Source organism: Pantoea sp. B270 (assembly GCF_018726825.1).
GTDB classification, from domain to species: Bacteria; Pseudomonadota; Gammaproteobacteria; order Enterobacterales; family Enterobacteriaceae; genus Pantoea; species Pantoea dispersa.
The window spans coordinates 1-23,432 of the sequence record NZ_JAHCSX010000003.1 but is presented as its reverse complement, the minus strand read 5'-3'; the positions used below and the strand labels follow the sequence as shown (position 1 = coordinate 23,432).

General features: G+C 54.8%; 23 protein-coding genes, 7 tRNA genes, 1 rRNA gene and 1 other annotated feature. Of the genes, 24 read left to right on the top strand and 7 right to left on the bottom strand.

What is annotated here, in order from left to right:
- The first annotated feature begins 35 nt into the window (after positions 1 to 35).
- The 10 genes from csrA (at position 36) to luxS (ending at position 4,711) form a co-directional block, all read left to right on the top strand.
- Positions 36 to 221 carry a carbon storage regulator CsrA gene (gene csrA / locus KOL70_RS19765; RefSeq protein WP_021314278.1) on the top strand — a complete coding sequence of 62 codons (186 nt, stop codon included), beginning with the start codon at positions 36 to 38 and terminating at the stop codon, positions 219 to 221.
- A gap of 307 nt (positions 222 to 528) precedes the next feature.
- Positions 529 to 621: transfer RNA gene (locus tag KOL70_RS19760), tRNA-Ser, on the top strand.
- A gap of 9 nt (positions 622 to 630) precedes the next feature.
- Positions 631 to 707, top strand: a tRNA-Arg gene (locus tag KOL70_RS19755).
- A 99-nt stretch (positions 708 to 806) separates the two neighbouring features.
- Positions 807 to 883: transfer RNA gene (locus KOL70_RS19750), tRNA-Arg, on the top strand.
- Between the two features lie 55 nt (positions 884 to 938).
- Positions 939 to 1,015, top strand: a tRNA-Arg gene (locus KOL70_RS19745).
- Positions 1,016 to 1,070: 55 nt separating this feature from the next.
- Positions 1,071 to 1,147: transfer RNA gene (locus KOL70_RS19740), tRNA-Arg, on the top strand.
- A 270-nt stretch (positions 1,148 to 1,417) separates the two neighbouring features.
- Positions 1,418 to 1,984, top strand: a complete 567-nt coding sequence (yqaB, locus tag KOL70_RS19735; protein ID WP_058771641.1) for a fructose-1-phosphate/6-phosphogluconate phosphatase — start codon at positions 1,418 to 1,420, stop codon at positions 1,982 to 1,984.
- Positions 1,981 to 2,409 carry a YqaA family protein gene (locus KOL70_RS19730; RefSeq protein ID WP_021507330.1) on the top strand — a complete coding sequence of 143 codons (429 nt, stop codon included), beginning with the start codon at positions 1,981 to 1,983 and terminating at the stop codon, positions 2,407 to 2,409. The genes yqaB and KOL70_RS19730 overlap by 4 nt, the downstream gene beginning before the upstream one ends.
- Positions 2,410 to 2,440: 31 nt before the next feature.
- Positions 2,441 to 4,045 (top strand): glutamate--cysteine ligase, encoded by a 1,605-nt coding sequence (gene gshA, locus KOL70_RS19725; protein ID WP_215481436.1) that lies wholly within the window; start codon positions 2,441 to 2,443, stop codon positions 4,043 to 4,045.
- Positions 4,046 to 4,195: 150 nt separating this feature from the next.
- Positions 4,196 to 4,711: an S-ribosylhomocysteine lyase gene (gene luxS / locus KOL70_RS19720; RefSeq protein WP_010617126.1), complete on the top strand. Its 516-nt coding sequence runs from the start codon at positions 4,196 to 4,198 to the stop codon at positions 4,709 to 4,711.
- A gap of 57 nt (positions 4,712 to 4,768) precedes the next feature.
- On the opposite strand, the gene KOL70_RS19715 is transcribed toward luxS, so the two are convergent.
- Together KOL70_RS19715 and KOL70_RS19710 are read right to left on the bottom strand one after the other, a co-directional pair.
- Entirely contained in the window at positions 4,769 to 6,055 is a 1,287-nt protein-coding gene (locus KOL70_RS19715; RefSeq protein ID WP_215481435.1) for an HlyC/CorC family transporter, read from the bottom strand.
- Between the two features lie 13 nt (positions 6,056 to 6,068).
- Positions 6,069 to 6,863 (bottom strand): inner membrane protein YpjD, encoded by a 795-nt coding sequence (locus KOL70_RS19710; RefSeq protein ID WP_215481434.1) that lies wholly within the window; start codon positions 6,861 to 6,863, stop codon positions 6,069 to 6,071.
- A gap of 166 nt (positions 6,864 to 7,029) precedes the next feature.
- On the opposite strand from KOL70_RS19710, the gene ffh reads away from it, so the two are divergent.
- The 5 genes from ffh to rplS all read left to right on the top strand — a co-directional run bounded on the left by ffh (position 7,030) and on the right by rplS (position 10,542).
- A complete protein-coding gene (gene ffh / locus KOL70_RS19705) occupies positions 7,030 to 8,391 on the top strand; it encodes a signal recognition particle protein (RefSeq protein WP_021507327.1) in 1,362 nt (453 codons plus the stop codon).
- Positions 8,392 to 8,533: 142 nt separating this feature from the next.
- Complete coding sequence (rpsP, locus tag KOL70_RS19700) at positions 8,534 to 8,782, top strand: 30S ribosomal protein S16 (protein ID WP_007893313.1); 249 nt, start codon at positions 8,534 to 8,536, stop codon at positions 8,780 to 8,782.
- Positions 8,783 to 8,800: 18 nt separating this feature from the next.
- The gene (rimM, locus tag KOL70_RS19695; RefSeq protein WP_021507326.1) at positions 8,801 to 9,349 is read left to right on the top strand and encodes a ribosome maturation factor RimM; all 549 of its coding nucleotides are present in this window, start codon (positions 8,801 to 8,803) and stop codon (positions 9,347 to 9,349) included.
- Between the two features lie 35 nt (positions 9,350 to 9,384).
- A complete protein-coding gene (gene trmD / locus KOL70_RS19690; protein ID WP_021507325.1) occupies positions 9,385 to 10,149 on the top strand; it encodes a tRNA (guanosine(37)-N1)-methyltransferase TrmD in 765 nt (254 codons plus the stop codon).
- A 42-nt stretch (positions 10,150 to 10,191) separates the two neighbouring features.
- Positions 10,192 to 10,542: a 50S ribosomal protein L19 gene (gene rplS, locus KOL70_RS19685; protein WP_021507324.1), complete on the top strand. Its 351-nt coding sequence runs from the start codon at positions 10,192 to 10,194 to the stop codon at positions 10,540 to 10,542.
- Between the two features lie 57 nt (positions 10,543 to 10,599).
- Here rplS and KOL70_RS19680 read toward each other — a convergent pair whose 3' ends face one another.
- The gene (locus KOL70_RS19680; protein ID WP_215481433.1) at positions 10,600 to 11,121 is read right to left on the bottom strand and encodes a GNAT family N-acetyltransferase; all 522 of its coding nucleotides are present in this window, start codon (positions 11,119 to 11,121) and stop codon (positions 10,600 to 10,602) included.
- 303 nt (positions 11,122 to 11,424) lie between these two features.
- Between KOL70_RS19680 and KOL70_RS19675 the strand changes: the two genes are divergently transcribed.
- Together KOL70_RS19675 and tyrA are read left to right on the top strand one after the other, a co-directional pair.
- Positions 11,425 to 12,504: a 3-deoxy-7-phosphoheptulonate synthase gene (locus KOL70_RS19675; RefSeq protein ID WP_021507322.1), complete on the top strand. Its 1,080-nt coding sequence runs from the start codon at positions 11,425 to 11,427 to the stop codon at positions 12,502 to 12,504.
- Positions 12,505 to 12,510: 6 nt separating this feature from the next.
- Positions 12,511 to 13,632 (top strand): bifunctional chorismate mutase/prephenate dehydrogenase, encoded by a 1,122-nt coding sequence (tyrA, locus tag KOL70_RS19670; protein WP_021507321.1) that lies wholly within the window; start codon positions 12,511 to 12,513, stop codon positions 13,630 to 13,632.
- A 33-nt stretch (positions 13,633 to 13,665) separates the two neighbouring features.
- Here the strand turns inward: tyrA and pheA are convergent, their stop codons facing one another.
- The 3 genes from pheA to raiA form a co-directional block, all read right to left on the bottom strand.
- Positions 13,666 to 14,829: a bifunctional chorismate mutase/prephenate dehydratase gene (pheA, locus tag KOL70_RS19665; RefSeq protein WP_021507320.1), complete on the bottom strand. Its 1,164-nt coding sequence runs from the start codon at positions 14,827 to 14,829 to the stop codon at positions 13,666 to 13,668.
- Positions 14,830 to 14,851: 22 nt separating this feature from the next.
- Positions 14,852 to 14,976: a sequence feature (Phe leader region), on the bottom strand.
- Entirely contained in the window at positions 14,928 to 14,975 is a 48-nt protein-coding gene (pheL, locus tag KOL70_RS19660) for a pheA operon leader peptide PheL (protein WP_121497579.1), read from the bottom strand. (Overlaps the previous feature by 48 nt.)
- A 97-nt stretch (positions 14,977 to 15,073) precedes the next feature.
- Entirely contained in the window at positions 15,074 to 15,400 is a 327-nt protein-coding gene (gene raiA, locus KOL70_RS19655) for a ribosome-associated translation inhibitor RaiA (protein ID WP_021507319.1), read from the bottom strand.
- A 64-nt stretch (positions 15,401 to 15,464) separates the two neighbouring features.
- Here raiA and KOL70_RS19650 point away from each other — a divergent pair, with 64 nt between their 5' ends.
- Complete coding sequence (locus tag KOL70_RS19650; protein ID WP_104094475.1) at positions 15,465 to 15,656, top strand: hypothetical protein; 192 nt, start codon at positions 15,465 to 15,467, stop codon at positions 15,654 to 15,656.
- An 11-nt stretch (positions 15,657 to 15,667) separates the two neighbouring features.
- Here the strand turns inward: KOL70_RS19650 and bamD are convergent, their stop codons facing one another.
- Entirely contained in the window at positions 15,668 to 16,408 is a 741-nt protein-coding gene (gene bamD, locus KOL70_RS19645) for an outer membrane protein assembly factor BamD (protein ID WP_058759616.1), read from the bottom strand.
- A gap of 129 nt (positions 16,409 to 16,537) precedes the next feature.
- Here bamD and rluD point away from each other — a divergent pair, with 129 nt between their 5' ends.
- From rluD to KOL70_RS19615, 6 genes are all read left to right on the top strand, one after another.
- On the top strand, positions 16,538 to 17,518 hold the full coding sequence (gene rluD / locus KOL70_RS19640) for a 23S rRNA pseudouridine(1911/1915/1917) synthase RluD (RefSeq protein WP_021507316.1): 981 nt from the start codon (positions 16,538 to 16,540) through the stop codon (positions 17,516 to 17,518).
- Positions 17,515 to 18,243, top strand: a complete 729-nt coding sequence (yfiH, locus tag KOL70_RS19635) for a purine nucleoside phosphorylase YfiH (RefSeq protein WP_215481432.1) — start codon at positions 17,515 to 17,517, stop codon at positions 18,241 to 18,243. Before rluD ends, yfiH begins: the two co-directional genes overlap by 4 nt.
- Positions 18,244 to 18,368: 125 nt before the next feature.
- Positions 18,369 to 20,942, top strand: coding sequence for an ATP-dependent chaperone ClpB (gene clpB, locus KOL70_RS19630; RefSeq protein ID WP_215481431.1), 2,574 nt, complete (start codon positions 18,369 to 18,371; stop codon positions 20,940 to 20,942).
- A gap of 472 nt (positions 20,943 to 21,414) precedes the next feature.
- Positions 21,415 to 22,956 (top strand): 16S ribosomal RNA (locus KOL70_RS19625).
- Positions 22,957 to 23,029: 73 nt separating this feature from the next.
- Positions 23,030 to 23,106: transfer RNA gene (locus KOL70_RS19620), tRNA-Ile, on the top strand.
- 116 nt (positions 23,107 to 23,222) lie between these two features.
- A tRNA-Ala gene (locus tag KOL70_RS19615) sits at positions 23,223 to 23,298 on the top strand.
- The last annotated feature ends 134 nt before the right edge of the window (positions 23,299 to 23,432 follow it).

The window sequence follows — 23,432 nt, the reverse complement described above, 5'->3', positions numbered from 1 at the left end:
AGGCCCGACTCTTTTAATCTTTCAAGGAGCAAAGAATGCTTATTCTAACTCGTCGAGTTGGTGAAACCCTCATGATTGGTGATGAGGTAACTGTAACGGTGCTGGGTGTTAAGGGTAACCAGGTCCGCATAGGCGTAAACGCGCCAAAAGAAGTGTCGGTTCACCGTGAAGAGATCTATCAGCGTATTCAGGCTGAAAAAACACAGAGTACACCTCAATAACGTATTCAGTGCCTCGCTGTGTGGCGAGGCGCTACCGCTTCTCTTCCTCCCGTCGTTATTTTTATCCGTTCACGCTCTGCTGTTTTTTCCGCGAATTATGTCGGCTGCCGCACGCTTTTACTGTTGATAAATCACTCTTTTTGTCGGCAAAATATGCGGATTGCACGTCATTTGCGCAATCAAACCTGAATCGGTAAAAAGTCGGGAAAAATTGTTTGACTTATAAGTCCGGGAAAGTAATATGTGCGCCACGCAGTGCCGATGAGCGGAAACAAAGTTCAAAAGCACGGTTCGCAAGAACGCGTAAGGTGAGGTGGCCGAGAGGCTGAAGGCGCTCCCCTGCTAAGGGAGTATGCGGTCAAAAGCTGCATCCGGGGTTCGAATCCCCGCCTCACCGCCATTTTCCGATGCATCCATAGCTCAGCTGGATAGAGTACTCGGCTACGAACCGAGCGGTCGGAGGTTCGAATCCTCCTGGATGCACCATCTTCGGATATGGTATTTACTTCAGAGTAGTAAGAGTGAACGAGTAGTTCCTTTCATGGTGAGTTGTTAGCACCCTGCGTTGTACAAGAATCATTTAATGCATCCATAGCTCAGCTGGATAGAGTACTCGGCTACGAACCGAGCGGTCGGAGGTTCGAATCCTCCTGGATGCACCATTCTCTGTGTTATTCTCAAGTCTGTTCAGTTTGTTCATCGAAAGAAAATCTCAATGCATCCATAGCTCAGCTGGATAGAGTACTCGGCTACGAACCGAGCGGTCGGAGGTTCGAATCCTCCTGGATGCACCATTCTCTGTGTTATTCTCAAGTCTGTTCAGTTTGTTCATCGAAAGAAAATCTCAATGCATCCATAGCTCAGCTGGATAGAGTACTCGGCTACGAACCGAGCGGTCGGAGGTTCGAATCCTCCTGGATGCACCATCAAATAAAAAGCAAACTGCCCTTGTGCGCTGTTCCGCTTGATTCCTGACCCGATTCAACATCCGCATTCCGAAAGATTTTCTCACGCGCCGTCTCCATCAAAAAATCACTGCATTTACCGCCATTTATCGCCGGTCGCGCGCTCTGACCTTATTCTGAAAACGAAAATTGCTAATGCTTTCAAAGCATTTGCGGTTAAGCCTGCCTGGCGACAACCTGAGCGCATTACGCTAAAGTAATGGCTCATTTTGTGGTGTTAATGGAGTCACAATGTACGACCACTATGACGCCCTGATTTTCGATATGGACGGCACCATTCTTGATACCGAGCCGACACATCGAAAAGCCTGGCAGCAGGTGCTGAGCCGCTATGGTTTCACCATGGACGAAGCAAAGATGGTGGCATTCAACGGGGCACCCACCTGGCAACTGGCCCGCTACATTCTGGAACAGAATCAGGCGCAGCACGATCCGCATCAGCTGGCGGCAGAGAAAACGGCGGCATTGAAAGCGATGCTGCTGGAAGACGTGCGTCCGCTGCCGCTGATGCAGGTGGTCAAAGCCTATCACGGTCGCCGTCCGATGGCGGTTGGCACCGGCAGCGAACACAGCTTAGCCAAAGCGCTGCTGGAAGCGCTCAACGTTTATCATCTGTTTGATGCGGTAGTCGGCGCGGACGATGTCCAGCGTCATAAGCCGCAGCCTGATACCTTCTTACGCTGTGCGGAGCTGATGGGGGTTGCGCCTGCGCGCTGCGTGGTATTCGAGGATGCTGACTTTGGCGTGCAGGCGGCTAAAGCGGCGGGCATGGATGTGGTTGATGTCCGTTTACTGTGAATGAATTTCTGACGTATGGATCGTTATTCGGCAGTAGCTTTCTGAGTGCAACGCTGCTTCCGGGCAGCTCAGAAGCGGTGCTGATTGCGTTATTGATCGCCCAGAAAGGGTCGGTCTATGGATTGTTACTGGCTGCATCAGTGGGAAACACGCTGGGCGGCCTGACCAACATTCTTCTTGGTCGCCTGATGCCAGCAACAGGGCAGGGGCGATGGCACGACACAGCAATGACGTGGCTACAACGATGGGGACCCGCAGCGCTGCTGTTTAGCTGGCTGCCAGTGGTGGGCGATTTACTCTGCGTGCTCGCAGGGTGGTTGCGCTTCTCCTGGCTGCCCTGCGTGCTGTTTCTCGCCCTGGGTAAAACGCTGCGTTATATCGTTATCGCGACCGCCACTTTACAAGGTATGCAATGGTGGCATTGATTCGCACAGATTCGAGGCTACGGTTAACATTATGCTGAACAAAAATAAATTATTCACACAGCGGGAGGTTAATGTGATCCCGGACGTATCAAAAGCGCTCTCCTGGCTGGAAGCGCATCCCGACGCGTTAAAGGGTATCGGCCGTGGCATTGAACGTGAAACACTTCGCGTCCAGCCGAATGGTCATCTGGCGACCACTGGCCACCCTGAATCGCTGGGTTCTGCGCTGAAGCACGACTGGATTACCACCGATTTTGCTGAAACGCTGCTGGAGTTCATCACCCCGGTGGATCAGAACATCGATCGCTCCCTGGCGTTTCTGCGTGACATCCACCGTCACGTGGCGCGCGAGCTGGGCGACGAGCGCATGTGGCCGTTCAGTATGCCGGGCTATGTTGAAGATGTGGACAACATTGAGCTGGCACAGTACGGCAGCTCCAATATCGGCAAAATGAAAACCCTGTATCGTCAGGGGCTGAAAAACCGCTACAGCGCGCTGATGCAGATTATTTCTGGCGTGCACTATAACTTCTCGCTGCCGCTGTCGTTCTGGCAGGAGTGGGCGGATATCAAAGACGCGGAGAGCGGCAAAGAGACCATCTCGGCGGGCTATCTGCGCCTGATTCGCAACTACTATCGCTACGGCTGGGTGATTCCTTATCTGTTTGGCGCTTCGCCAGCCATCTGCTCTTCCTTCCTGCAGGGACGGGAAAGTAAGCTGCCGTTCGAAACCAACGGCGAAGGAACATTGTGGCTGCCGTATGCCACGTCGCTGCGCCTGAGCGATCTGGGCTACACCAATAAATCACAAAGCGGGCTGGGCATTACCTTCAACTCGCTGGAAGGGTATGTCGCTGCGCTGAAAGCGGCGATCAAAACGCCGTCTGCCGAATATGCGGCGATGGGCACCAAGGACGCGGAAGGCAACTGGCTGCAGCTCAATACCAACGTGCTGCAAATCGAGAACGAACTGTACGCACCGATTCGTCCGAAACGCGTGACCCGCTCGGGTGAGGCGCCATCCGATGCGCTGCTGCGCGGCGGCATTGAGTATATTGAAGTGCGTTCACTGGACATCAACCCGTTCTCTGCCATTGGTGTGGATGCCGATCAGGCGCGCTTCCTCGACCTGTTCCTGATTTGGTGTACGCTGGCCGATGCGCCGGAGATGAGCGCAGATGAGCTGCTGTGCAGCCGGAAAAACTGGAACCGCGTGGTGCTGGAAGGGCGCAAGCCGGGTCAGGTGATCGGCGTGGGCTGCAGTGATACGGAACATCTGCTGGTTGATGTCGGTAAAGCGCTGTTTGCCGATCTGCGCCGGGTGGCTGAAGTGCTGGATAGCAATGACGGCAGCACGCAATATCAACAGGTTTGCGATCAACTGGTAGCGTCGTTTGACGATCCTGAGCTAACCTATTCGGCGCGCATTCTGCAAGCCATTAAAGAGCAGGGGCTGACCGGAGCCGGCGTGGCGCTGGCCGAGCAGTATCGTCATCTGCTGTGCGAAGAGCCGCTGGAAATTCTCACCGAAGCCGATTTTAGCCGTCAGGCGCAGGAGTCGGTGCTGAAACAGCAGCAGCTGGAGCAGAGTGATACACTGGATTTTGCCAGCTATCTGGCAGGTCGCGAAGGCTAGAAAAGAAAATGGCCACATCACTGTGGCCTAAATTAACATCTCTGTTGTCAGGGATGATGATAACAAATGCGCGTCTTTCATATATTCAGACGTTGGGCGAACAGAAAAGTTTCATCGTTTTAAAAAAAATCTCAAAACAGGAGGTGACGTATGCCACTACTGGATAGTTTTACTGTTGATCACACCATCATGGGCGCGCCAGCGGTACGCGTGGCGAAGACCATGAACACTCCGCATGGCGATACCATCACCGTTTTCGATCTGCGTTTCTGCCGTCCGAACATCGACATCCTGACCGAACGCGGCATCCACACGCTGGAGCACCTGTTCGCGGGCTTCATGCGTAACCACCTCAACGGTGACGGCGTGGAAATCGTCGATATCTCACCGATGGGCTGCCGCACCGGCTTCTATATGAGCCTGATTGGTACGCCAGACGAGCAGCGCGTGGCAAAAGCGTGGAAAGGCGCGATGGAAGATGTGCTGAAGGTAAAAGATCAGAACCAGATTCCGGAACTGAACGAATACCAGTGCGGCAGCTACAAGCTGCACTCGCTGGACGAAGCGCAGCAGATTGCGCGCAACGTGCTGGCGCACGACATTGGCGTCAACCGTAACGAAGATCTGAAGCTGCCGGCTGAAAAGCTCAAAGAGCTGCAACTCTAGTTGCCGCTTCAGCCATAAAAAACGCCGCGATTATCGCGGCGTTTTGTTTTTATCGTCTCAGGAACCGATGGACGCTTTCAGCGGCTGATGCGGCGTGATGCGCACCTGCTTCACCATGTTGTCCTGCACATCAAGAATATCAATGTCGTAATGGCCAACCTGTACTTGCGTGTCCATCTGCGGGATCTCTTCCAGCGCTTCCAGCAGCATACCGTTGATGGTGCGCGCTTCCTCTTCCGGCAGCGTCCAGTTGAAGGCCTTATTGATTTCCCGCACGTTGGCGCTGCCTTCAATCAATACCGAACCGTCGTTTTGCGGCATCACTTCTTCGGCCAGTGACGGTGACATGGAGGTGGTGAAGTCGCCGACGATCTCTTCCAGAATATCTTCGATGGTAACCAGTCCTTTGATGTCGCCGTACTCATCGATCACCAGCCCCACTTTCTTTTTATTGCGCTGGAATTTTACCAGCTGCACGTTAAGAGGCGTTCCTTCCGGCACGTAGTAGATTTCATCAGCAGCGCGCAGCAGTCGCTCTTTATTGAACTCTTTTTTCCCGGCCATCATGCGCCACGCTTCGCGCACGCGCAGCATGCCGACGCTATCGTCCAGTGAGTCGCGGAACAGTACAATACGGCCATGCGGTGAGTTGCTTAGCTGACGCTCGATCGACTTCCACTCATCGTTGATATTGATGCCGACGATCTCATTGCGCGGCACCATGATGTCGTCAACGCTGACCTTCTCAAGGTCCAGCACCGACAGCAGCATATCCTGGTTGCGGCGCGACATCAGCGAGCGGGATTCATATACGATAGTGCGCAGCTCTTCTTTGCTGAGGGCGGAGTTAATCGACCCTTCGGTCTTAATGCCCACCATGCGCATCAGAATGCGGGTAATGGTATTGAGCAGCCACACCAGCGGCAGCATCACGTACTGCAGCGGCGTCAGCAGAAAGCTGCTGGGGTACGCGACTTTTTCCGGATAGAGCGCCGCGACGGTTTTAGGCAGCACTTCGGCAAACACCAGCACCACGAAGGTCAGCACGCCAGTGGCGATGGCCACGCCGGCATCGCCGTACAGGCGCATACCGACAATGGTGCCGAGCGCCGAGGCGAGGATATTCACGAGGTTGTTGCCGATCAGCACCAGGCTAATCAGACGGTCGGGGCGACGCAGCAGTTTCTCAACGCGACGCGCGCTGCGGTTGCCGCTTTTGGCTTTGTGGCGCAGTTTGTAGCGGTTGAGCGTCATCATGCCGGTCTCTGAACCCGAGAAGTAGGCCGAGACCAGCACCATAATGATCAGCGTGATAATGAGCGTGGTGGTTGAAACATGTTCCAACGCAAAAATTCCTTTAGTGAGAGGTGAGCAGGTGCTGCAGTACGCGGCTGCCGAAATAGGCCATGGTCAGCAGCAGCGCACCGCCGCAGTTGAACCACACCACACGGCGACCGCGCCAGCCTTCATGATAGTGGCCCCACAGCAGCACGATGTAGACAAACCAGGCGATAATCGACAGCACTGCTTTATCAATGTTTTCCGGGCTGAACAGGTTATTTATAAAGAACAGGCCGGTGCACAACACCAGCGTCAGCAATACCACGCCTATCTGCGTGATATGGAACATCTTACGCTCGATGCTGAGCAGCGGCGGCATATCCTGGGTAAACGTCAGCTTTTTGTTCTTTAACTGATAGTCGATCCACGCCAGCTGCAGCGCATACAGCGCCGCGATGATCAGCGTGGCATAGGCAAACAGCGACAGACCGATGTGCACCATCATGCCAGGCGTGGTCTCAAGATGGGTGATAAAGGCGTTTGGCACAAAGGTGGCGAAGGCCAGATTGATCAGCGCAAAACTGTAAACAATCGGCAGCAGCAGCCAGCCGCGATTGCGCGACGCGACGATAGTCATGATGGCGCAGATGAGCAAACTGACCAGCGAACCAATATTCAGCAGGCTAAGGTTTTGTCCATTATCGACGGCAAATATGCGTTGCTGCAGCGCTACCGCATGGGCAATCAGCGCCACGCAGGCGGATAGCACGGCAAAACGCCGCCAGCCGCTGTTGCGTTTCAGCAGGCTCGGAATGATCAATGCAAGACTGAGAGAGTAGGCGAACAGCGCCACGATCGCGAAAACGAACATAGATCCTTTCAGGTGTCGGTCAGATAAGGAAAAAAGCAGTATAGCGCCAGCGGCAGCAGGCTCCAAACGATCTCACGGTCAATTGCAGAGATCGGCCTGGCTTCGTGTTATAATCCGCCGCATTGTGTCGCCCTGGCGGCCTCGCTACGCTATTAAGTGAGAGAGCATGTTTGATAATTTAACCGATCGTTTGTCGCAAACCCTGCGCAATATCAGTGGCCGCGGAAGGCTGACCGAAGACAACATCAAAGATACGCTGCGCGAAGTGCGTATGGCGCTGCTGGAGGCCGATGTTGCGCTGCCGGTAGTGCGCGATTTCATCAACCGCGTGAAAGAAGCCGCGGTAGGTCAGGATGTAAACAAAAGCCTGACGCCGGGTCAGGAGTTTATCAAAATCGTGCGCAACGAACTGGTTGCGGCGATGGGGGCCGAAAATAACGCACTGAACCTTAATGCTCAGCCCCCGGCCGTGGTGCTGATGGCGGGCCTGCAGGGTGCCGGTAAAACCACCAGCGTCGGTAAGCTCGGTAAATTCCTGCGCGAAAAGCACAAGAAAAAGGTGCTGGTGGTGTCTGCGGACGTCTACCGCCCGGCGGCGATCAAACAGCTGGAAACCCTGGCGCAGCAGGTCGGTGTGGATTTCTGTCCGTCCGACCTCAGTCAGAAGCCGGTGGATATCGTTAACAACGCGCTGAAAGAAGCCCGTCTGCAGTTCTATGACGTGCTGCTGGTGGATACCGCCGGCCGTCTGCACGTTGACGAAGCGATGATGGATGAGATCAAGCAGGTGCATGCTGCGATCAATCCGGTTGAAACGCTGTTTGTTGTCGATGCCATGACCGGTCAGGATGCCGCCAATACCGCGAAAGCGTTCAACGAAGCGCTGCCGCTCACCGGTGTGATCCTGACAAAGGTCGACGGCGATGCGCGCGGCGGTGCGGCGCTGTCGATTCGTCACATCACTGGCAAGCCAATCAAATTCATGGGGATGGGCGAGAAGACCGATGCGCTGGAAGCGTTCTATCCGGACCGTATTGCATCGCGCATTCTCGGCATGGGCGACGTGCTGTCGCTGATTGAAGATATCGAGAGCAAAGTTGACCGCGAGCAGGCGGAAAAGCTGGCGAAGAAGCTGAAAACCGGCGACGGCTTTGATCTCAACGACTTCCTGGAGCAGCTTAAGCAGATGCGCAACATGGGCGGCATGGCCAGCCTGATGGGCAAACTGCCGGGCATGGGCCAGCTGCCGGATAACGTTAAATCGCAGATGGATGACAAAGTGCTGGTGCGCATGGAAGCCATCATCAATTCGATGACGCGCAAAGAGCGTGAGAAGCCCGAGATCATCAAAGGTTCGCGCAAGCGCCGTATCGCCACCGGTTCCGGTATGCAGGTGCAGGACGTCAACCGGCTGCTGAAGCAGTTTGATGATATGCAGCGCATGATGAAGAAAATGAAGAAGGGCGGCATGGCCAAAATGATGCGTGGCATGAAAGGCATGATGCCGCCAGGATTCCCCGGCCGCTAAGGCGACACAGCCCGAACCAGAAAAGTGAGACACTCAGGTTGCTTTTTGCGCCAAAATGAGTAAAATTTTCGGGCTTTTTATATTGCACCCGGGCCCCGTTCCTCGATGGGGCCCGGTTGTTTTATTAACTAAAGAGGATGTTATGGTAACCATTCGTTTGGCACGTCACGGCGCTAAAAAGCGTCCGTTCTATCAGGTCGTCGTCACTGACAGCCGCAATGCTCGCAACGGTCGTTTCATCGAGCGCGTAGGTTTCTTCAACCCGATCGCTTCTGGTCAGGCTGAAGGTCTGCGTCTGGATCTGGACCGTATTGAGCACTGGGTTGGCCAGGGCGCAACGCTTTCTGATCGCGTTAACGCGCTGATCAAAGAAGCAAAAAAAGCAGCTTAATCTGTCACGGTGGTGAGCATGAGCAGTAAACCTGCCGCACAGCCTCCCGTTAACCCAATCATTCTGGGCAAAATGGGTGCCGCTTACGGAATTCGGGGTTGGCTCAAAGTGTTTTCCTCCACTGAAGACGCTGAAAGCATCTTCGACTATCAACCCTGGTTTATCCAGCGCGCCGGTCAATGGCAGCAGGTAGAGCTTGAGGGTTGGAAGCACCACAATCAGGACCTGATCATCAAAGTCAAAGGCATTGACGATCGGGACGCTGCAGCACAGTTGACCAATTGCGAAATTACGGTTGACTCCACGCAGCTGCCGGCGCTGGAAGAGGGCGATTACTACTGGAAAGACCTGATGGGTTGCAAAGTGGTAAACCTCGACGGCTACGAGATGGGCAAAGTCATTGATTTGATGGAGACCGGCTCGAACGACGTTCTCGTCGTAAAGGCAAACCTGAAAGATGCATTCGGTGTACAGGAGCGGTTAATACCGTTTCTTGATGAACAGGTTATCAAGAAAGTCGATCTCGCTACTGGCACCATTGAAGTAGACTGGGATCCTGGTTTTTGATCTCCGGACAATCCGGTAACGTAACGGCGAACGCGATGTGGATTGGTGTTATTAGCCTGTTTCCAGAGATGTTTCGCGCTATTACCGAGTACGGGGTAACTGGCCGGGCAGTAAAAAATGGCCTGCTCAACATAGAGAGCTGGAGTCCACGTGACTTCACGCACGACCGGCACCGTACCGTGGACGATCGTCCTTACGGCGGCGGACCGGGTATGTTGATGATGGTGCAACCCTTACGGGATGCTATCCACGCAGCGAAAGCGGCGGCGGGAGAAGGCGCTAAGGTGATTTATCTTTCACCTCAGGGTCGCAAACTTGACCAGCAAGGCGTTTGCGAACTGGCGACCAGCCAGAAGTTAATTCTGGTTTGCGGTCGTTATGAAGGGATAGATGAGCGTGTGATTCACACTGAGATTGATGAAGAATGGTCAATCGGTGATTACGTGCTCAGTGGCGGTGAGCTGCCAGCGATGACGTTAATTGACTCGGTCGCCCGGTTTATTCCTGGCGTGCTGGGGAAACAGGCGTCAGCCGATGAGGATTCGTTCTCGGAAGGTTTGCTGGATTGCCCGCACTATACCCGACCTGAAGTGTTAGAAGGGATGGAGGTTCCGCCAGTTCTGCTGTCGGGCAACCATGCCGATATTCGCCGCTGGCGCCTGAAACAGTCGCTGGGCCGTACCTGGCTAAGAAGACCTGAACTTCTGGAAAACCTGGCTCTGACTGAAGAGCAAGCAAGGTTGCTAAGTGAGTTCCAGCGGGAACATCAGCAGCAACAAAACGATGAGGTGGAAGAGTAATCTTCCCTGACTATCAGTTTACCCAGGATAAGAGATTTAATTATGAGCAACATTATCAAGCAACTTGAACAAGAGCAGATGAAACAGGACGTACCTTCCTTCCGTCCGGGTGATTCCGTGGAAGTGAAAGTATGGGTCGTTGAAGGTTCTAAGAAACGTCTGCAGGCATTCGAGGGCGTGGTTATCGCTATTCGTAACCGCGGTCTGCACTCTGCATTCACTGTTCGCAAGATTTCTAACGGCGAAGGCGTTGAGCGTGTCTTCCAGACTCACTCTCCGGTAATTGACAGCATTACTGTCAAACGTCGTGGTGCTGTGCGTAAAGCCAAACTGTACTACCTGCGTGAGCGTACCGGTAAGTCAGCTCGTATCAAAGAGCGTCTTGGCGCGTAAGCGACATCCCAAAGTTAATAGCAAACAAGGGGTTGGCCATAAGGCCAGCCCCTTTTTTTATGGGCGTCTGAGGTGATAGATCGCCGTGTTGACCGGACCGCTCTCCAGCACAATCAACCCGTAGCGGTAATCCACAAACGAGAAGCCGCTGCGCAGGGCCACGGCGCGGCTGGCGTGATTCTCTTCTGCAGCAAGAATCTCCAGCACAGCAATATGTGGCTGGGCGAACGCCAGATTCACCAGCTGTGCCACCGCCCGGCGGGCAACGCCCTGTTGCTGCGCCTCGCTGCGAACCCAGTAGCCCAGCGCACTGAACTCACCGGGCTGACGCGCATAACGTAAGCCAGCACCGCCCAGCAACCGATCGTTGCCATCAACAATCGCGAACTCTTCAGCTTCACCCTTTTGACGCTGCAGATGGGTGAAGTTGATCCAGCTCACGGCTTCATCAACGCTGTAATCCGCATGTGCCCATACCATCCACGGCTGCAGGCTGCCCAGAGACTGATTAACGGCACGCGTAAATGCTTCGGCATCCTGCAGAATAAAGGGACGCAGGGCGACTTCAGGGATAGACATAAAGCGATCCTGAATTAATTAAATGGATAACAGCATGTTAGCGATATCGTAAGGAAAAAACATCTGGTCTGGTCAGATTGGTGTAATTAAAAATTTACATTTTTGTTTGATGGATCTTACAGGCTTTAAGGTTGTTAACTTAATGATTTATATATTTTAATTAACTTTTATTTTGTGGTTTAAAAGATGGTGGTAATAAAAGTGTACATACATGGATTGCATGATTTACATGCTGTGGTAAAGTAAGCGTCATCCTCAGTGAGGATCGTAAAACCGCATAACGAGTGAAAAAGGATCGCCATCATGCAAAAAGACGCGCTGAACAATGTGCATATCGCCGACGAACAGATTTTAATTACGCCACAGGAACTGAAAGCGAAGTTCCCGCTGACTGCGGCGCAGGAAGCGCAAATTGCCGCTTCCCGCCAGACCATCGCGGATATCATCGCGGGTCGCGATCCGCGTCTGCTGGTGGTGTGCGGTCCCTGCTCGATCCACGATACCGAAGCCGCACTGGATTACGCTCGTCAGTTACAAACACTCTCTGCACAGTTGAAGGATCAGCTGTATATCGTTATGCGCGTCTATTTTGAAAAACCCCGTACCACCGTCGGCTGGAAAGGGTTAATCAACGATCCTTACATGAACAACTCGTTTGATATGGAAGCCGGCCTGCACATTGCGCGTCAGCTGCTGGTCAATCTTGTGGAGATGGGTCTGCCGCTGGCCACCGAAGCGCTCGACCCAAATAGCCCGCAATACCTCGGCGATCTGTTTAGCTGGTCGGCGATTGGAGCGCGTACCACAGAATCGCAGACGCACCGTGAAATGGCGTCTGGCCTGTCGATGCCGGTAGGCTTTAAAAACGGCACCGATGGCAGCCTCGGCACCGCGATCAACGCCATGCGCGCCGCCGCGATGCCGCACCGCTTTGTCGGCATTAACCAGGCCGGTCAGGTGTGCCTGCTGCAAACTCAGGGCAACCCGGACGGTCACGTGATTCTGCGCGGCGGCAAAGCGCCAAACTACGGCCCGGAAGATGTCGCGCAGTGCGAAAAAGAGATGCTGAAAGCGGGACTGCGTCCGGCCTTAATGATAGATTGCAGCCATGGCAATTCTAACAAAGACTATCGCCGTCAGCCTGGCGTAGCCGAATCGGCTATCGCGCAGATTAAAGATGGAAACCGCTCCATCATTGGCCTGATGCTGGAAAGTAATATTCACGAAGGCAACCAGTCTTCTGAGCAACCGCGTAGCGAGATGAAGTACGGTGTTTCCGTCACTGATGCCTGCATCAACTGGGAAACCACTGAAACTTTGCTGCGTGAAATCCATCGGGATCTGCAGGGAGTGCTGTCGGCGCGTCTGTCACACGAGGTGTAATGAGTCATGGTGGCTGAACTGACCGCGCTGCGCGATCAAATTGATGAAGTAGATAAAGCCCTGCTGGGGCTGCTGGCGAAACGACTGGCGCTGGTGGCCGAAGTCGGCGAAGTCAAAAGCCGCTACGGTTTACCGATTTATGTGCCTGAGCGCGAGGCCAGTATGCTGGCGTCGCGTCGTCAGGAAGCGGAAGCGCTCGGCGTGTCGCCGGACCTGATCGAAGATGTACTGCGTCGTCTGATGCGTGAATCCTATGCGCATGAAAATGACAAAGGCTTCAAAACGCTGTGTCCTGAACTGCGTCCGGTGGTGATTGTCGGCGGCGGCGGTCAGATGGGACGTCTGTTCGAGAAGATGCTGACGCTCTCCGGCTATCAGGTGCGTATTCTTGATAAAGATGACTGGCCGCGCGCGGATGAACTGCTGCACGATGCGGGCATGGTGATCATCAGCGTGCCGATCCATCTGACCGAACAGATTATTGCCGATCTGCCAGCGCTGCCTGATGACTGCATTCTGGTGGATCTGGCGTCGGTGAAGAACCGTCCGCTGCAGGCGATGCTGGCGGCGCACAGCGGCCCGGTACTGGGACTGCATCCGATGTTCGGTCCGGACAGCGGCAGCCTGGCGAAGCAGGTGGTGGTATGGTGCGATGGCCGTCAGCCGGAAGCCTATCAGTGGTTCCTGGAGCAGATTCAGGTGTGGGGCGCGCGCTTACACCGCATCAGTGCTGTTGAGCACGATCAGAACATGGCGTTCATTCAGGCGCTGCGCCACTTCGCCACGTTTGCTTACGGTTTGCATCTGGCGGAAGAGAACGTCAATCTGGATCAACTGCTGGCGCTGTCCTCGCCTATCTATCGCCTCGAACTGGCGATGGTAGGACGGCTGTTTGCGCAGGACCCGCAGCTGTACGCCGACATCATCATGTCGTCGGAAAGTAATCTGGCGCTGATTAAACGCTACTATCAGCGTTTTGGTGAAGCCATCACGCTGCTGGAGCAGGGCGATAAACAGGCGTTCATCAACAGCTTTGAGCGCGTGGAACACTGGTTTGGCGACTACGCGAAACGCTTCCTTGTCGAGAGCCGCAGCATGCTGCGCTCCGCCAACGACAGTCGCCAGTAATGATTAAGGCATCCGTGAGGATGCCTTTTTGTTTTACAGACGCGGTTCTACCGGTACCACATTCTCACCCGGATAACAGCCCAGCACCTTCAGTGAACGCGTGAGCGCACGCAGTTCTTCCAGCGCCTGCTGCATGTTCTCCGACTGCAGATTGCCCTGCACATCAATGTAAAACATCTCTTCCCACGGGTTACCGTTGATTGGCCGGTTTTCCAGCTTGCTCATGATCAGATTGTGATTACGCAACACCAGCAGTGCTTCAACCAGCGCGCCGGCCTGCTGGCCCGTCGCCATTATCAGCGTGGTTTTGGCCGGCACCTGGCTGGAGACTTCAATCGGTTTACGCGCGAGCACAATGAAGCGGGTATGATTCTGCTGCTGATTCGCCAGGTTGCGCTCCAGCACCTGCAGACCATACAGCTCACCGCCGGCTTCGCTGCCCAGCGCGGCCACGTGCGGCGAGTTCATCGCGGCTACTTTCTCCATCGCCGCCGCCGTGCTTTCGGTGTATTCGATTTTCCACTGCGGGAAGCGGTTGATGAACTGGCTGCACTGCTGGAACGGCTGCGGATGGCTATACACGGTTTCAATCTGCTGCAAATCGGTATTACCGCTAACCAGCACGCAGTGTTCGATAGGAATGGTCAGCTCGCCGACGATCGACAGCGACGTTTGCTGCAGCAGATCGTATACGTCATTGATCGAGCCGGAGCTGGTGTTCTCAATCGGCATTACCGCGTAATCCGCCTGACCGCTTTCAACCTGCTGAATGATGTCGTGGAATTTCAGACACCCCATTTCCACCATCGAATCGAAGTGGCGCGTGGCGTATTTACGGGCGGCAAGGTGCGAGTAGGAGCCTTTTGGGCCGAGGAAGGCGATGCGCGGCGCATGCGCATGTGGATGATTCAGGTTTTTCTGCAGCAGCGCCTGCTGGGTCAGCACCGAATCCTCAATCACTAACTGGAACAGGCGCGTGATGTAGTGCGCATCCAGCTGATGTTTTTTACCCAGCGCGATGAGATTTTCCAGCAGGGCGCGTTCGCGCTCGACGTCACGAATCGGGCGGTGGGTGGCCAGCTTGGCCTGCGCTACCTCAACGGCCAGCGCGCGCCGTTCAGCCAGCAGCGTTAACAGCCTGGCATCGACGGCGCTGATCTTATCGCGTAACGCCAGCAGCGGATTCTCGGGATTCATAGGGCTCACCTGTAAAATGTCCAATAAAAAAGCCTCCCGGTTGGGAGGCTTTGTTGTTCGTCTTCGCATTCATTTTCACACGACGAATCGCCTCCCAATCAGGGGAAGGTAAAAAAGAATGCGAAGAAGAACGGCAGCAGTTTCATGATCAATTCCGGCAATAAAGTGAACTGAGAGTAACCGCACAGCTTAAAAGCTGTCAATAAAAAACGCGCCCGCAGGCGCGTTGCTGAATAGCGATAAATTACCCGGCAGGGGTGAAATCTTTAACACTGCTGGTGGCGCGCCGAGCTTCAGGCTTGTGCTGTGCTTTATTTAGCTGGCGCTCCAGCTTGGCGATCAGGTCATTGATGGCCGTATACATATCATCGTGTTTCGCGCTGGCGACCAGCGTGCCGTTTGGCGTGTTAATGGTGGCATCGGCCACAAATTCTTTCGGCTCTTTCGATAACACAATGTGCGGATTTATCAGGTGGGTTTGCCATTTTTCCAGCTTGGCGAGACGGTCTTCGACATGGTTGCGGATTGCCGCAGTGATTTCCATTTGTTTGCTGGTAATGTTCAGAATCATAGTTAAACCTCTCTGTCATTTCCGTCTGGGTAGGACCAGCATACCGCGCAAATCAGGAAAATGTGTGATCTGGATCACATTGGAATGTCACTTTTTGTCAATGCCAGCGAATTGTGAGAAAGGCCGGGAAAAGGGCGAAAAAAGCTTGATGCACAGCGGGGATAGGGGCAAGATTGATGAGTTAACCGTAGCGGAAAAAACCATTTCAGACGGTTTTCTGACCAAAAAAAAGCAGCCACAGCGGCTGCTTTTTTAATGGCACGAAAATCAGGACGCGCTATTCGCCGCAATGATTTTCGCAACTTTGTCAGCTTCCGTCGTCAGCTGCAGCTGGCGATAGGCATTTTCCATCAGCGGCAGCGCGTCACGCGTGGCCTGGGTGTCCGGATAATCGCGCATCATACCTTCAACCCGATTAACAACGGCGACATAGGCACCGCGCTTGGTATAGAATTGCGCCACGGAGAGCTCATACTTCGCCAGGCGATCTTTCAGGAACGTCAGACGTTTCTGCGCATCTGCCGCGTACTGGCTGTTCGGATAGCCGCGCAGTAGCTGAGAGAAGTCACGGAATGCATCACGCGCATGGGTAGGATCGCGGTCGGAACGATCGATCCCGAAGAAGCCCTGCAGCGCGGAATCATCCAGTGCCATGTCCGTCAGGCCCTTCATATAGATCACGTAATCAATGTTAGGGTGCGTCGGGTTCAGGCGCATAAAGCGGGAAATGGCGGCTTGCGCCAGTGGCAGATCGGCATTTTTGTAGTACGCGTAGATCAAATCCAGCTGCACTTGCTGCGAGTAAGGACCAAACGGATAACGGTTATCCAGCGCTTCCAGTTGCTTAATCGCCGCTTTAAAGTTACCGTCCTGCAGCTTTTGCTGCGCTGTGGCGTAAATTTCAGACGGCGGGCTGTCCGGGACCGGGTCCGATGAGCCGGAACAGCCCACCAGTGCCAGGCTCAGGCTCAGTGTGGCAGCAGCCACCAGATGTTTCATACGCGTCATGACGAAATGATTATCCTCAAAGTGTTATGGCGGAAGCTGTCCGTATAGCTCCCGGTAATGACCAGTACGATAGCACATTATATTAAACGGCATCGCCGTGAAAACCCAACGTTAACGAAGAAGCTGTATATGGCACAACAAGTTCAACTCACCGCAACGGTGTCCGAAGCACAGCTTGGACAACGCTTAGATCAGACTTTGGCGGAATTGTTCCCTGATTATTCACGTTCCCGCATAAAAGAGTGGATCCTTGAGCGTCGGGTCAGCGTCAACGGCACCATCATCGATAAACCGAAAGAGAAAGTACTCGGCGGTGAGCGGGTGGCGATTGATGCCGAGATCGAAGAGGAGCAGCGCTGGGAAGCGCAAAATATTCCGCTGGATATCGTTTATGAAGATGACCACATCCTGGTGATCAACAAACCGCGCGACTTAGTGGTCCACCCTGGCGCCGGTAATCCGGACGGCACGGTACTGAATGCGCTGCTTTATCACTATCCGGCGATTGCCGACGTGCCGCGCGCCGGCATCGTGCACCGTCTGGATAAAGACACCACCGGACTGATGGTAGTGGCCAAAACGGTACCGGCGCAGACGCATCTGGTTGAAACGCTGCAGCTGCGTGAAATCACCCGCGAATATGAAGCGGTGGCGATTGGCACCATGACCGCTGGCGGTACGGTGAACGAGCCGATGGCGCGTCACTCTACCAAGCGTACCCACATGGCGGTGCATCCGATGGGTAAACCGGCCACCACGCACTATCGCATCATGGAGCATTTCCGCGCCCATACGCGTTTACGCTTGCGCCTGGAAACCGGCCGTACTCACCAGATTCGCGTGCACATGGCGCACATTAACCATCCGTTGGTGGGCGATCCGCTGTACGGTGGTCGTCCGCGTCCGCCAAAGGGCGCTTCTGAGGCTTTCATCAGTACGCTGCGCGGTTTTGACCGCCAGGCGCTGCACGCCACTATGCTGCGTCTTTATCATCCGATCACCGGGATTGAGATGGAGTGGCACGCGCCACTGCCGCAGGACATGGTTGATCTGATTGAGGCACTTAAAGCCGATACCGACGAGTTCCGCGATCAGCTGGACTGGCTATGAGTGACTGGATCGTGCCGCAGTGGCCGGCGCCGGCGCGCGTTCAGGCTTATTCGACCACGCGGCACGGCGGCGTTAGCGCGGCGCCATGGGATTCCCTCAACCTCGGCGCGCACGTCGGGGACGAGGCGGATCGCGTGATGCACAATCGTCAGCGCGTGGTAGAGCAACTTGCGCTACCGGCGATGCCGCAGTGGCTGGAGCAGGTGCACGGCCAGACGGTGGCGCGTCTGCCGGCGGCTGCGTCCCTGCCGCGAGCCGATGCGGCGATAACGCGGGAAAGTGGCGTGGTGTGTGCAGTGATGACCGCCGACTGCCTGCCGGTGCTGTTTTGCAGCCATGATGGCAGCGGAGTTGCCGCGGTACATGCCGGCTGGCGCGGGTTGTGTCATGGAGTGCTGGAGCAAACGCTGGCACAGTTTCACTGCCCGGCGAGCGAGGTTCATGCCTGGCTCGGTCCGGCGATTGGTCCGCAGGCATTTGAAGTGGGGGCCGAGGTGCGCAGTGCGTTCCTGGCGCAGGATGCCGCTGCCGATGCGGCTTTTCGCCCGGCCGGTGAGAAATATTTTGCCGATATCTGGCTGCTGGCAACCCAGCGTCTGCAGGCCGCTGGCGTGCAATCTGTCACGGCTGAGAAGCGCTGTACCTATCAGGAAAGCGCCGATTTTTTCTCCTTCCGACGCGACGGAATCACCGGGCGTATGGCAACTTTGATTTGGCTGAGATAACCTTACGCCGCAAGACGATCCAGTAAGCGTATTTTTTGCTCACAACTCAGGTCATTAACCTTGAAAATTTGAGGGATGACCTCATTTAATCTCCAGTAGCATTTTGACCTGTAATGGGAGGAATCATGCGTCTGGATCGTCTTACCAACAAATTCCAGTTGGCCCTTGCCGATGCACAGTCCCTTGCTCTGGGACACGATAATCAATTCATCGAACCCCTGCACCTGATGAGCGCGCTGCTCAACCAGGAGGGTGGATCGGTACGTCCGCTGCTCAGTGCGGCGGGGGCGGATGTCGCTAACCTGCGTACCAGCATCGAACAAGCCATCAATCGTTTGCCGCAGGTCGAAGGGACCGACGGCGACGTTCAGCCATCAGCGGATTTGGTCCGGGTACTGAATCTGTGCGACAAGCTGGCGCAAAAGCGCGGCGACAACTTTATTTCATCTGAATTATTTGTTCTGGCGGCCCTCGAATCGCGCGGCTCGCTGGCGGACTTACTGAAGTCTGCCGGTGCCACGGCGGACAAACTCGCTAAGGCCATCGAGCAACTGCGGGGAGGGGAAAACGTGAACGATCAGGGGGCTGAAGATCAGCGCCAGGCTTTGAAAAAATACACCATCGATCTGACGGAGCGCGCTGAGCTCGGCAAGTTAGATCCGGTTATCGGGCGTGACGAAGAGATTCGCCGCACCATTCAGGTATTGCAGCGTCGTACCAAAAACAACCCGGTGCTCATCGGTGAACCGGGCGTCGGTAAAACCGCCATCGTTGAAGGGCTGGCACAGCGCATCATTAACGGCGAAGTGCCGGAAGGGCTGAAAGGCCGGCGCGTTCTGGCGCTGGATATGGGTGCGCTGGTGGCCGGCGCGAAATATCGCGGCGAGTTTGAAGAGCGCCTGAAAGGCGTACTGAATGACCTCGCGAAGCAGGAAGGCAACGTCATTCTGTTTATCGATGAACTGCATACCATGGTCGGCGCCGGTAAAGCCGACGGCGCGATGGATGCCGGCAACATGCTGAAGCCGGCGCTGGCGCGCGGTGAACTGCACTGCGTGGGTGCCACCACGCTGGATGAATATCGCCAGTACATTGAGAAAGATGCCGCGCTGGAGCGCCGTTTCCAGAAAGTGTTCGTCGCCGAACCGAGCGTGGAAGACACCATCGCCATTCTGCGTGGCCTGAAAGAGCGTTATGAGCTGCATCACCATGTGCAAATTACCGATCCGGCGATTGTCGCTGCGGCAACGTTATCGCACCGCTATATTGCCGATCGCCAGTTGCCGGATAAAGCCATCGACCTGATTGATGAGGCGGCGTCGAGTATTCGTTTGCAGATCGACTCCAAGCCGGAACCGCTCGATCGTCTCGAACGGCGTATCATCCAGCTCAAACTGGAGCAGCAGGCGCTGAAGAAAGAATCGGATGACGCCAGCGTTAAGCGTCTGGAGATGCTGGAAAGCGAGCTGGATCAGAAAGAGCGCGAATATGCTGAGCTCGAAGAAGAGTGGAAGGCGGAAAAAGCCTCGCTGACCGGCACGCAAAACATCAAAGCCGAGCTGGAGCAGGCGCGTCTGGCTATGGAGCAGGCACGGCGTGTGGGTGACCTTGGCCAGATGTCGGAACTGCAGTACGGCAAGATTCCGGAGCTGGAAAAACAGCTGGCAAGCGCCACGCAGGCTGAAGGTAAAACCATGAAGCTGTTACGCAACCGCGTAACGGATGTCGAGATCGCCGATGTGCTGGCGCGCTGGACCGGTATTCCGGTGGCCCGCATGATGGAAGGCGAGCGCGATAAACTGTTGCGGATGGAGCAGGAGCTGCATGCCCGGGTTATCGGCCAGGACGAAGCGGTTGAAGCGGTATCGAACGCCATTCGCCGTAGCCGCGCCGGTTTGTCTGACCCGAACCGGCCAATCGGATCGTTCCTGTTCCTTGGGCCGACCGGTGTCGGTAAAACCGAGTTATGTAAGGCGCTGGCTAATTTCCTGTTCGATAGCGACGAAGCGATGGTGCGTATCGATATGTCGGAATTCATGGAGAAACATTCGGTGTCGCGTCTGGTCGGGGCACCTCCGGGCTACGTCGGTTATGAAGAGGGCGGTTACCTGACAGAGGCGGTGCGTCGTCGCCCTTACTCGGTGATTTTGCTGGATGAGGTGGAAAAAGCGCATCCGGATGTGTTCAACATTCTGCTGCAGGTGCTGGATGATGGGCGTCTGACCGATGGTCAGGGGCGCACCGTGGACTTCCGCAATACCGTGGTGATCATGACATCTAACCTCGGTTCGGATCTGATTCAGGAACGTTTCGGCGCGCTTGATTACGCGGAAATGAAAGATGTGGTGATGACGGTCGTCGGACACCATTTCCGTCCAGAGTTTATCAACCGTATTGATGAGGTGGTGGTATTCCATCCGCTGAGTGAAAAACATATTGCCTCGATTGCGCAGATTCAGCTGCAGCGGCTGTATCAGCGTCTGGAAGAGCGCGGTTATCAGCTGCACATTTCCGACGCGGCGCTGAAACTGCTGGGCGAAAATGGTTACGATCCGGTTTACGGCGCGCGGCCATTGAAACGGGCTATTCAGCAGCAGATTGAAAACCCGCTGGCGCAGAAGATTTTGTCTGGCGCGCTGGTTCCGGGAAAAACCATCGAAATGGATGTGCAGGACGATGCCATCGTCGCGCATCAATAACGCAACGTGACAAAAACGGGCCTCAGGGCCCGTTTTTTTATGCTGTTTCGCAAGAATCAGCTGGTTTTTGCAACGTGTTGCCTGGAAAGTGAGCGGTCGCGCAAAAACTGCAAATTAGCGCTTGTCAGGCGAAACGAAGTCCCTATAATGCGCCACCACTGAGACGGCAAAGCGGCAACGCAGGCGGCTCAGCAGGGCGTGAAGCGATTCACCCCGCCGGAGAAAAACGCTGAAAAAAGTGTTTGACTCTGAAGGAGGAAAGCGTAATATACGCCACCTCGCGACAGCAGGCCGAACGCCGCGTCGCACCGCTCTTTAACAATTTATCAGACAATCTGTGTGGGCACTCGCAGGATTGATATCAGCGTCTCCGGACGTAAAAAATATCAAGTCTTTGCTGAGTGAACACGTAATTCATTACGAAGTTTAATTCACAGAGCATCGCTGCACTCGTTGCAGCAAATCAAACTTTAAATTGAAGAGTTTGATCATGGCTCAGATTGAACGCTGGCGGCAGGCCTAACACATGCAAGTCGAACGGCAGCACAGAAGAGCTTGCTCTTTGGGTGGCGAGTGGCGGACGGGTGAGTAATGTCTGGGAAACTGCCCGATGGAGGGGGATAACTACTGGAAACGGTAGCTAATACCGCATAACGTCGCAAGACCAAAGTGGGGGACCTTCGGGCCTCACACCATCGGATGTGCCCAGATGGGATTAGCTAGTAGGTGGGGTAATGGCTCACCTAGGCGACGATCCCTAGCTGGTCTGAGAGGATGACCAGCCACACTGGAACTGAGACACGGTCCAGACTCCTACGGGAGGCAGCAGTGGGGAATATTGCACAATGGGCGCAAGCCTGATGCAGCCATGCCGCGTGTATGAAGAAGGCCTTCGGGTTGTAAAGTACTTTCAGCGGGGAGGAAGGCGGTGAGGTTAATAACCTCGCCGATTGACGTTACCCGCAGAAGAAGCACCGGCTAACTCCGTGCCAGCAGCCGCGGTAATACGGAGGGTGCAAGCGTTAATCGGAATTACTGGGCGTAAAGCGCACGCAGGCGGTCTGTTAAGTCAGATGTGAAATCCCCGGGCTTAACCTGGGAACTGCATTTGAAACTGGCAGGCTTGAGTCTCGTAGAGGGGGGTAGAATTCCAGGTGTAGCGGTGAAATGCGTAGAGATCTGGAGGAATACCGGTGGCGAAGGCGGCCCCCTGGACGAAGACTGACGCTCAGGTGCGAAAGCGTGGGGAGCAAACAGGATTAGATACCCTGGTAGTCCACGCCGTAAACGATGTCGACTTGGAGGTTGTGCCCTTGAGGCGTGGCTTCCGGAGCTAACGCGTTAAGTCGACCGCCTGGGGAGTACGGCCGCAAGGTTAAAACTCAAATGAATTGACGGGGGCCCGCACAAGCGGTGGAGCATGTGGTTTAATTCGATGCAACGCGAAGAACCTTACCTGGCCTTGACATCCAGAGAACTTAGCAGAGATGCTTTGGTGCCTTCGGGAACTCTGAGACAGGTGCTGCATGGCTGTCGTCAGCTCGTGTTGTGAAATGTTGGGTTAAGTCCCGCAACGAGCGCAACCCTTATCCTTTGTTGCCAGCGGCTCGGCCGGGAACTCAAAGGAGACTGCCGGTGATAAACCGGAGGAAGGTGGGGATGACGTCAAGTCATCATGGCCCTTACGGCCAGGGCTACACACGTGCTACAATGGCGCATACAAAGAGAAGCGACCTCGCGAGAGCAAGCGGACCTCATAAAGTGCGTCGTAGTCCGGATTGGAGTCTGCAACTCGACTCCATGAAGTCGGAATCGCTAGTAATCGTAGATCAGAATGCTACGGTGAATACGTTCCCGGGCCTTGTACACACCGCCCGTCACACCATGGGAGTGGGTTGCAAAAGAAGTAGGTAGCTTAACCTTCGGGAGGGCGCTTACCACTTTGTGATTCATGACTGGGGTGAAGTCGTAACAAGGTAACCGTAGGGGAACCTGCGGTTGGATCACCTCCTTACCTGAAGATACTTTCCCGCGAAGTGCTCACACAGATTGTCTGATGAACTTAGAGAAGAGCGTAAAACGCCTGCAGGCTTGTAGCTCAGGTGGTTAGAGCGCACCCCTGATAAGGGTGAGGTCGGTGGTTCAAGTCCACTCAGGCCTACCAAATCATTTCTCATGCTGCGTTACAGCGCCGCTCGCATAGAAGACTATGCGTCGCGACACTGCGCCTTGCCTGAAAAATGATTCTCCTTGGTACTCATGCGTTTTACAACACTCATCGGGGCTATAGCTCAGCTGGGAGAGCGCCTGCCTTGCACGCAGGAGGTCAGCGGTTCGATCCCGCTTAGCTCCACCATCAACGAACCCGCGTTGATACAACTTCAGAATGCATTTACTGAATGCATTGCGAAGTTATTGCTCTTTAACAATCCGGAACAAGCTGAAAATTTGAAACGACGCGTCGTTTTCATTCTCCGTAATAAGAATGAA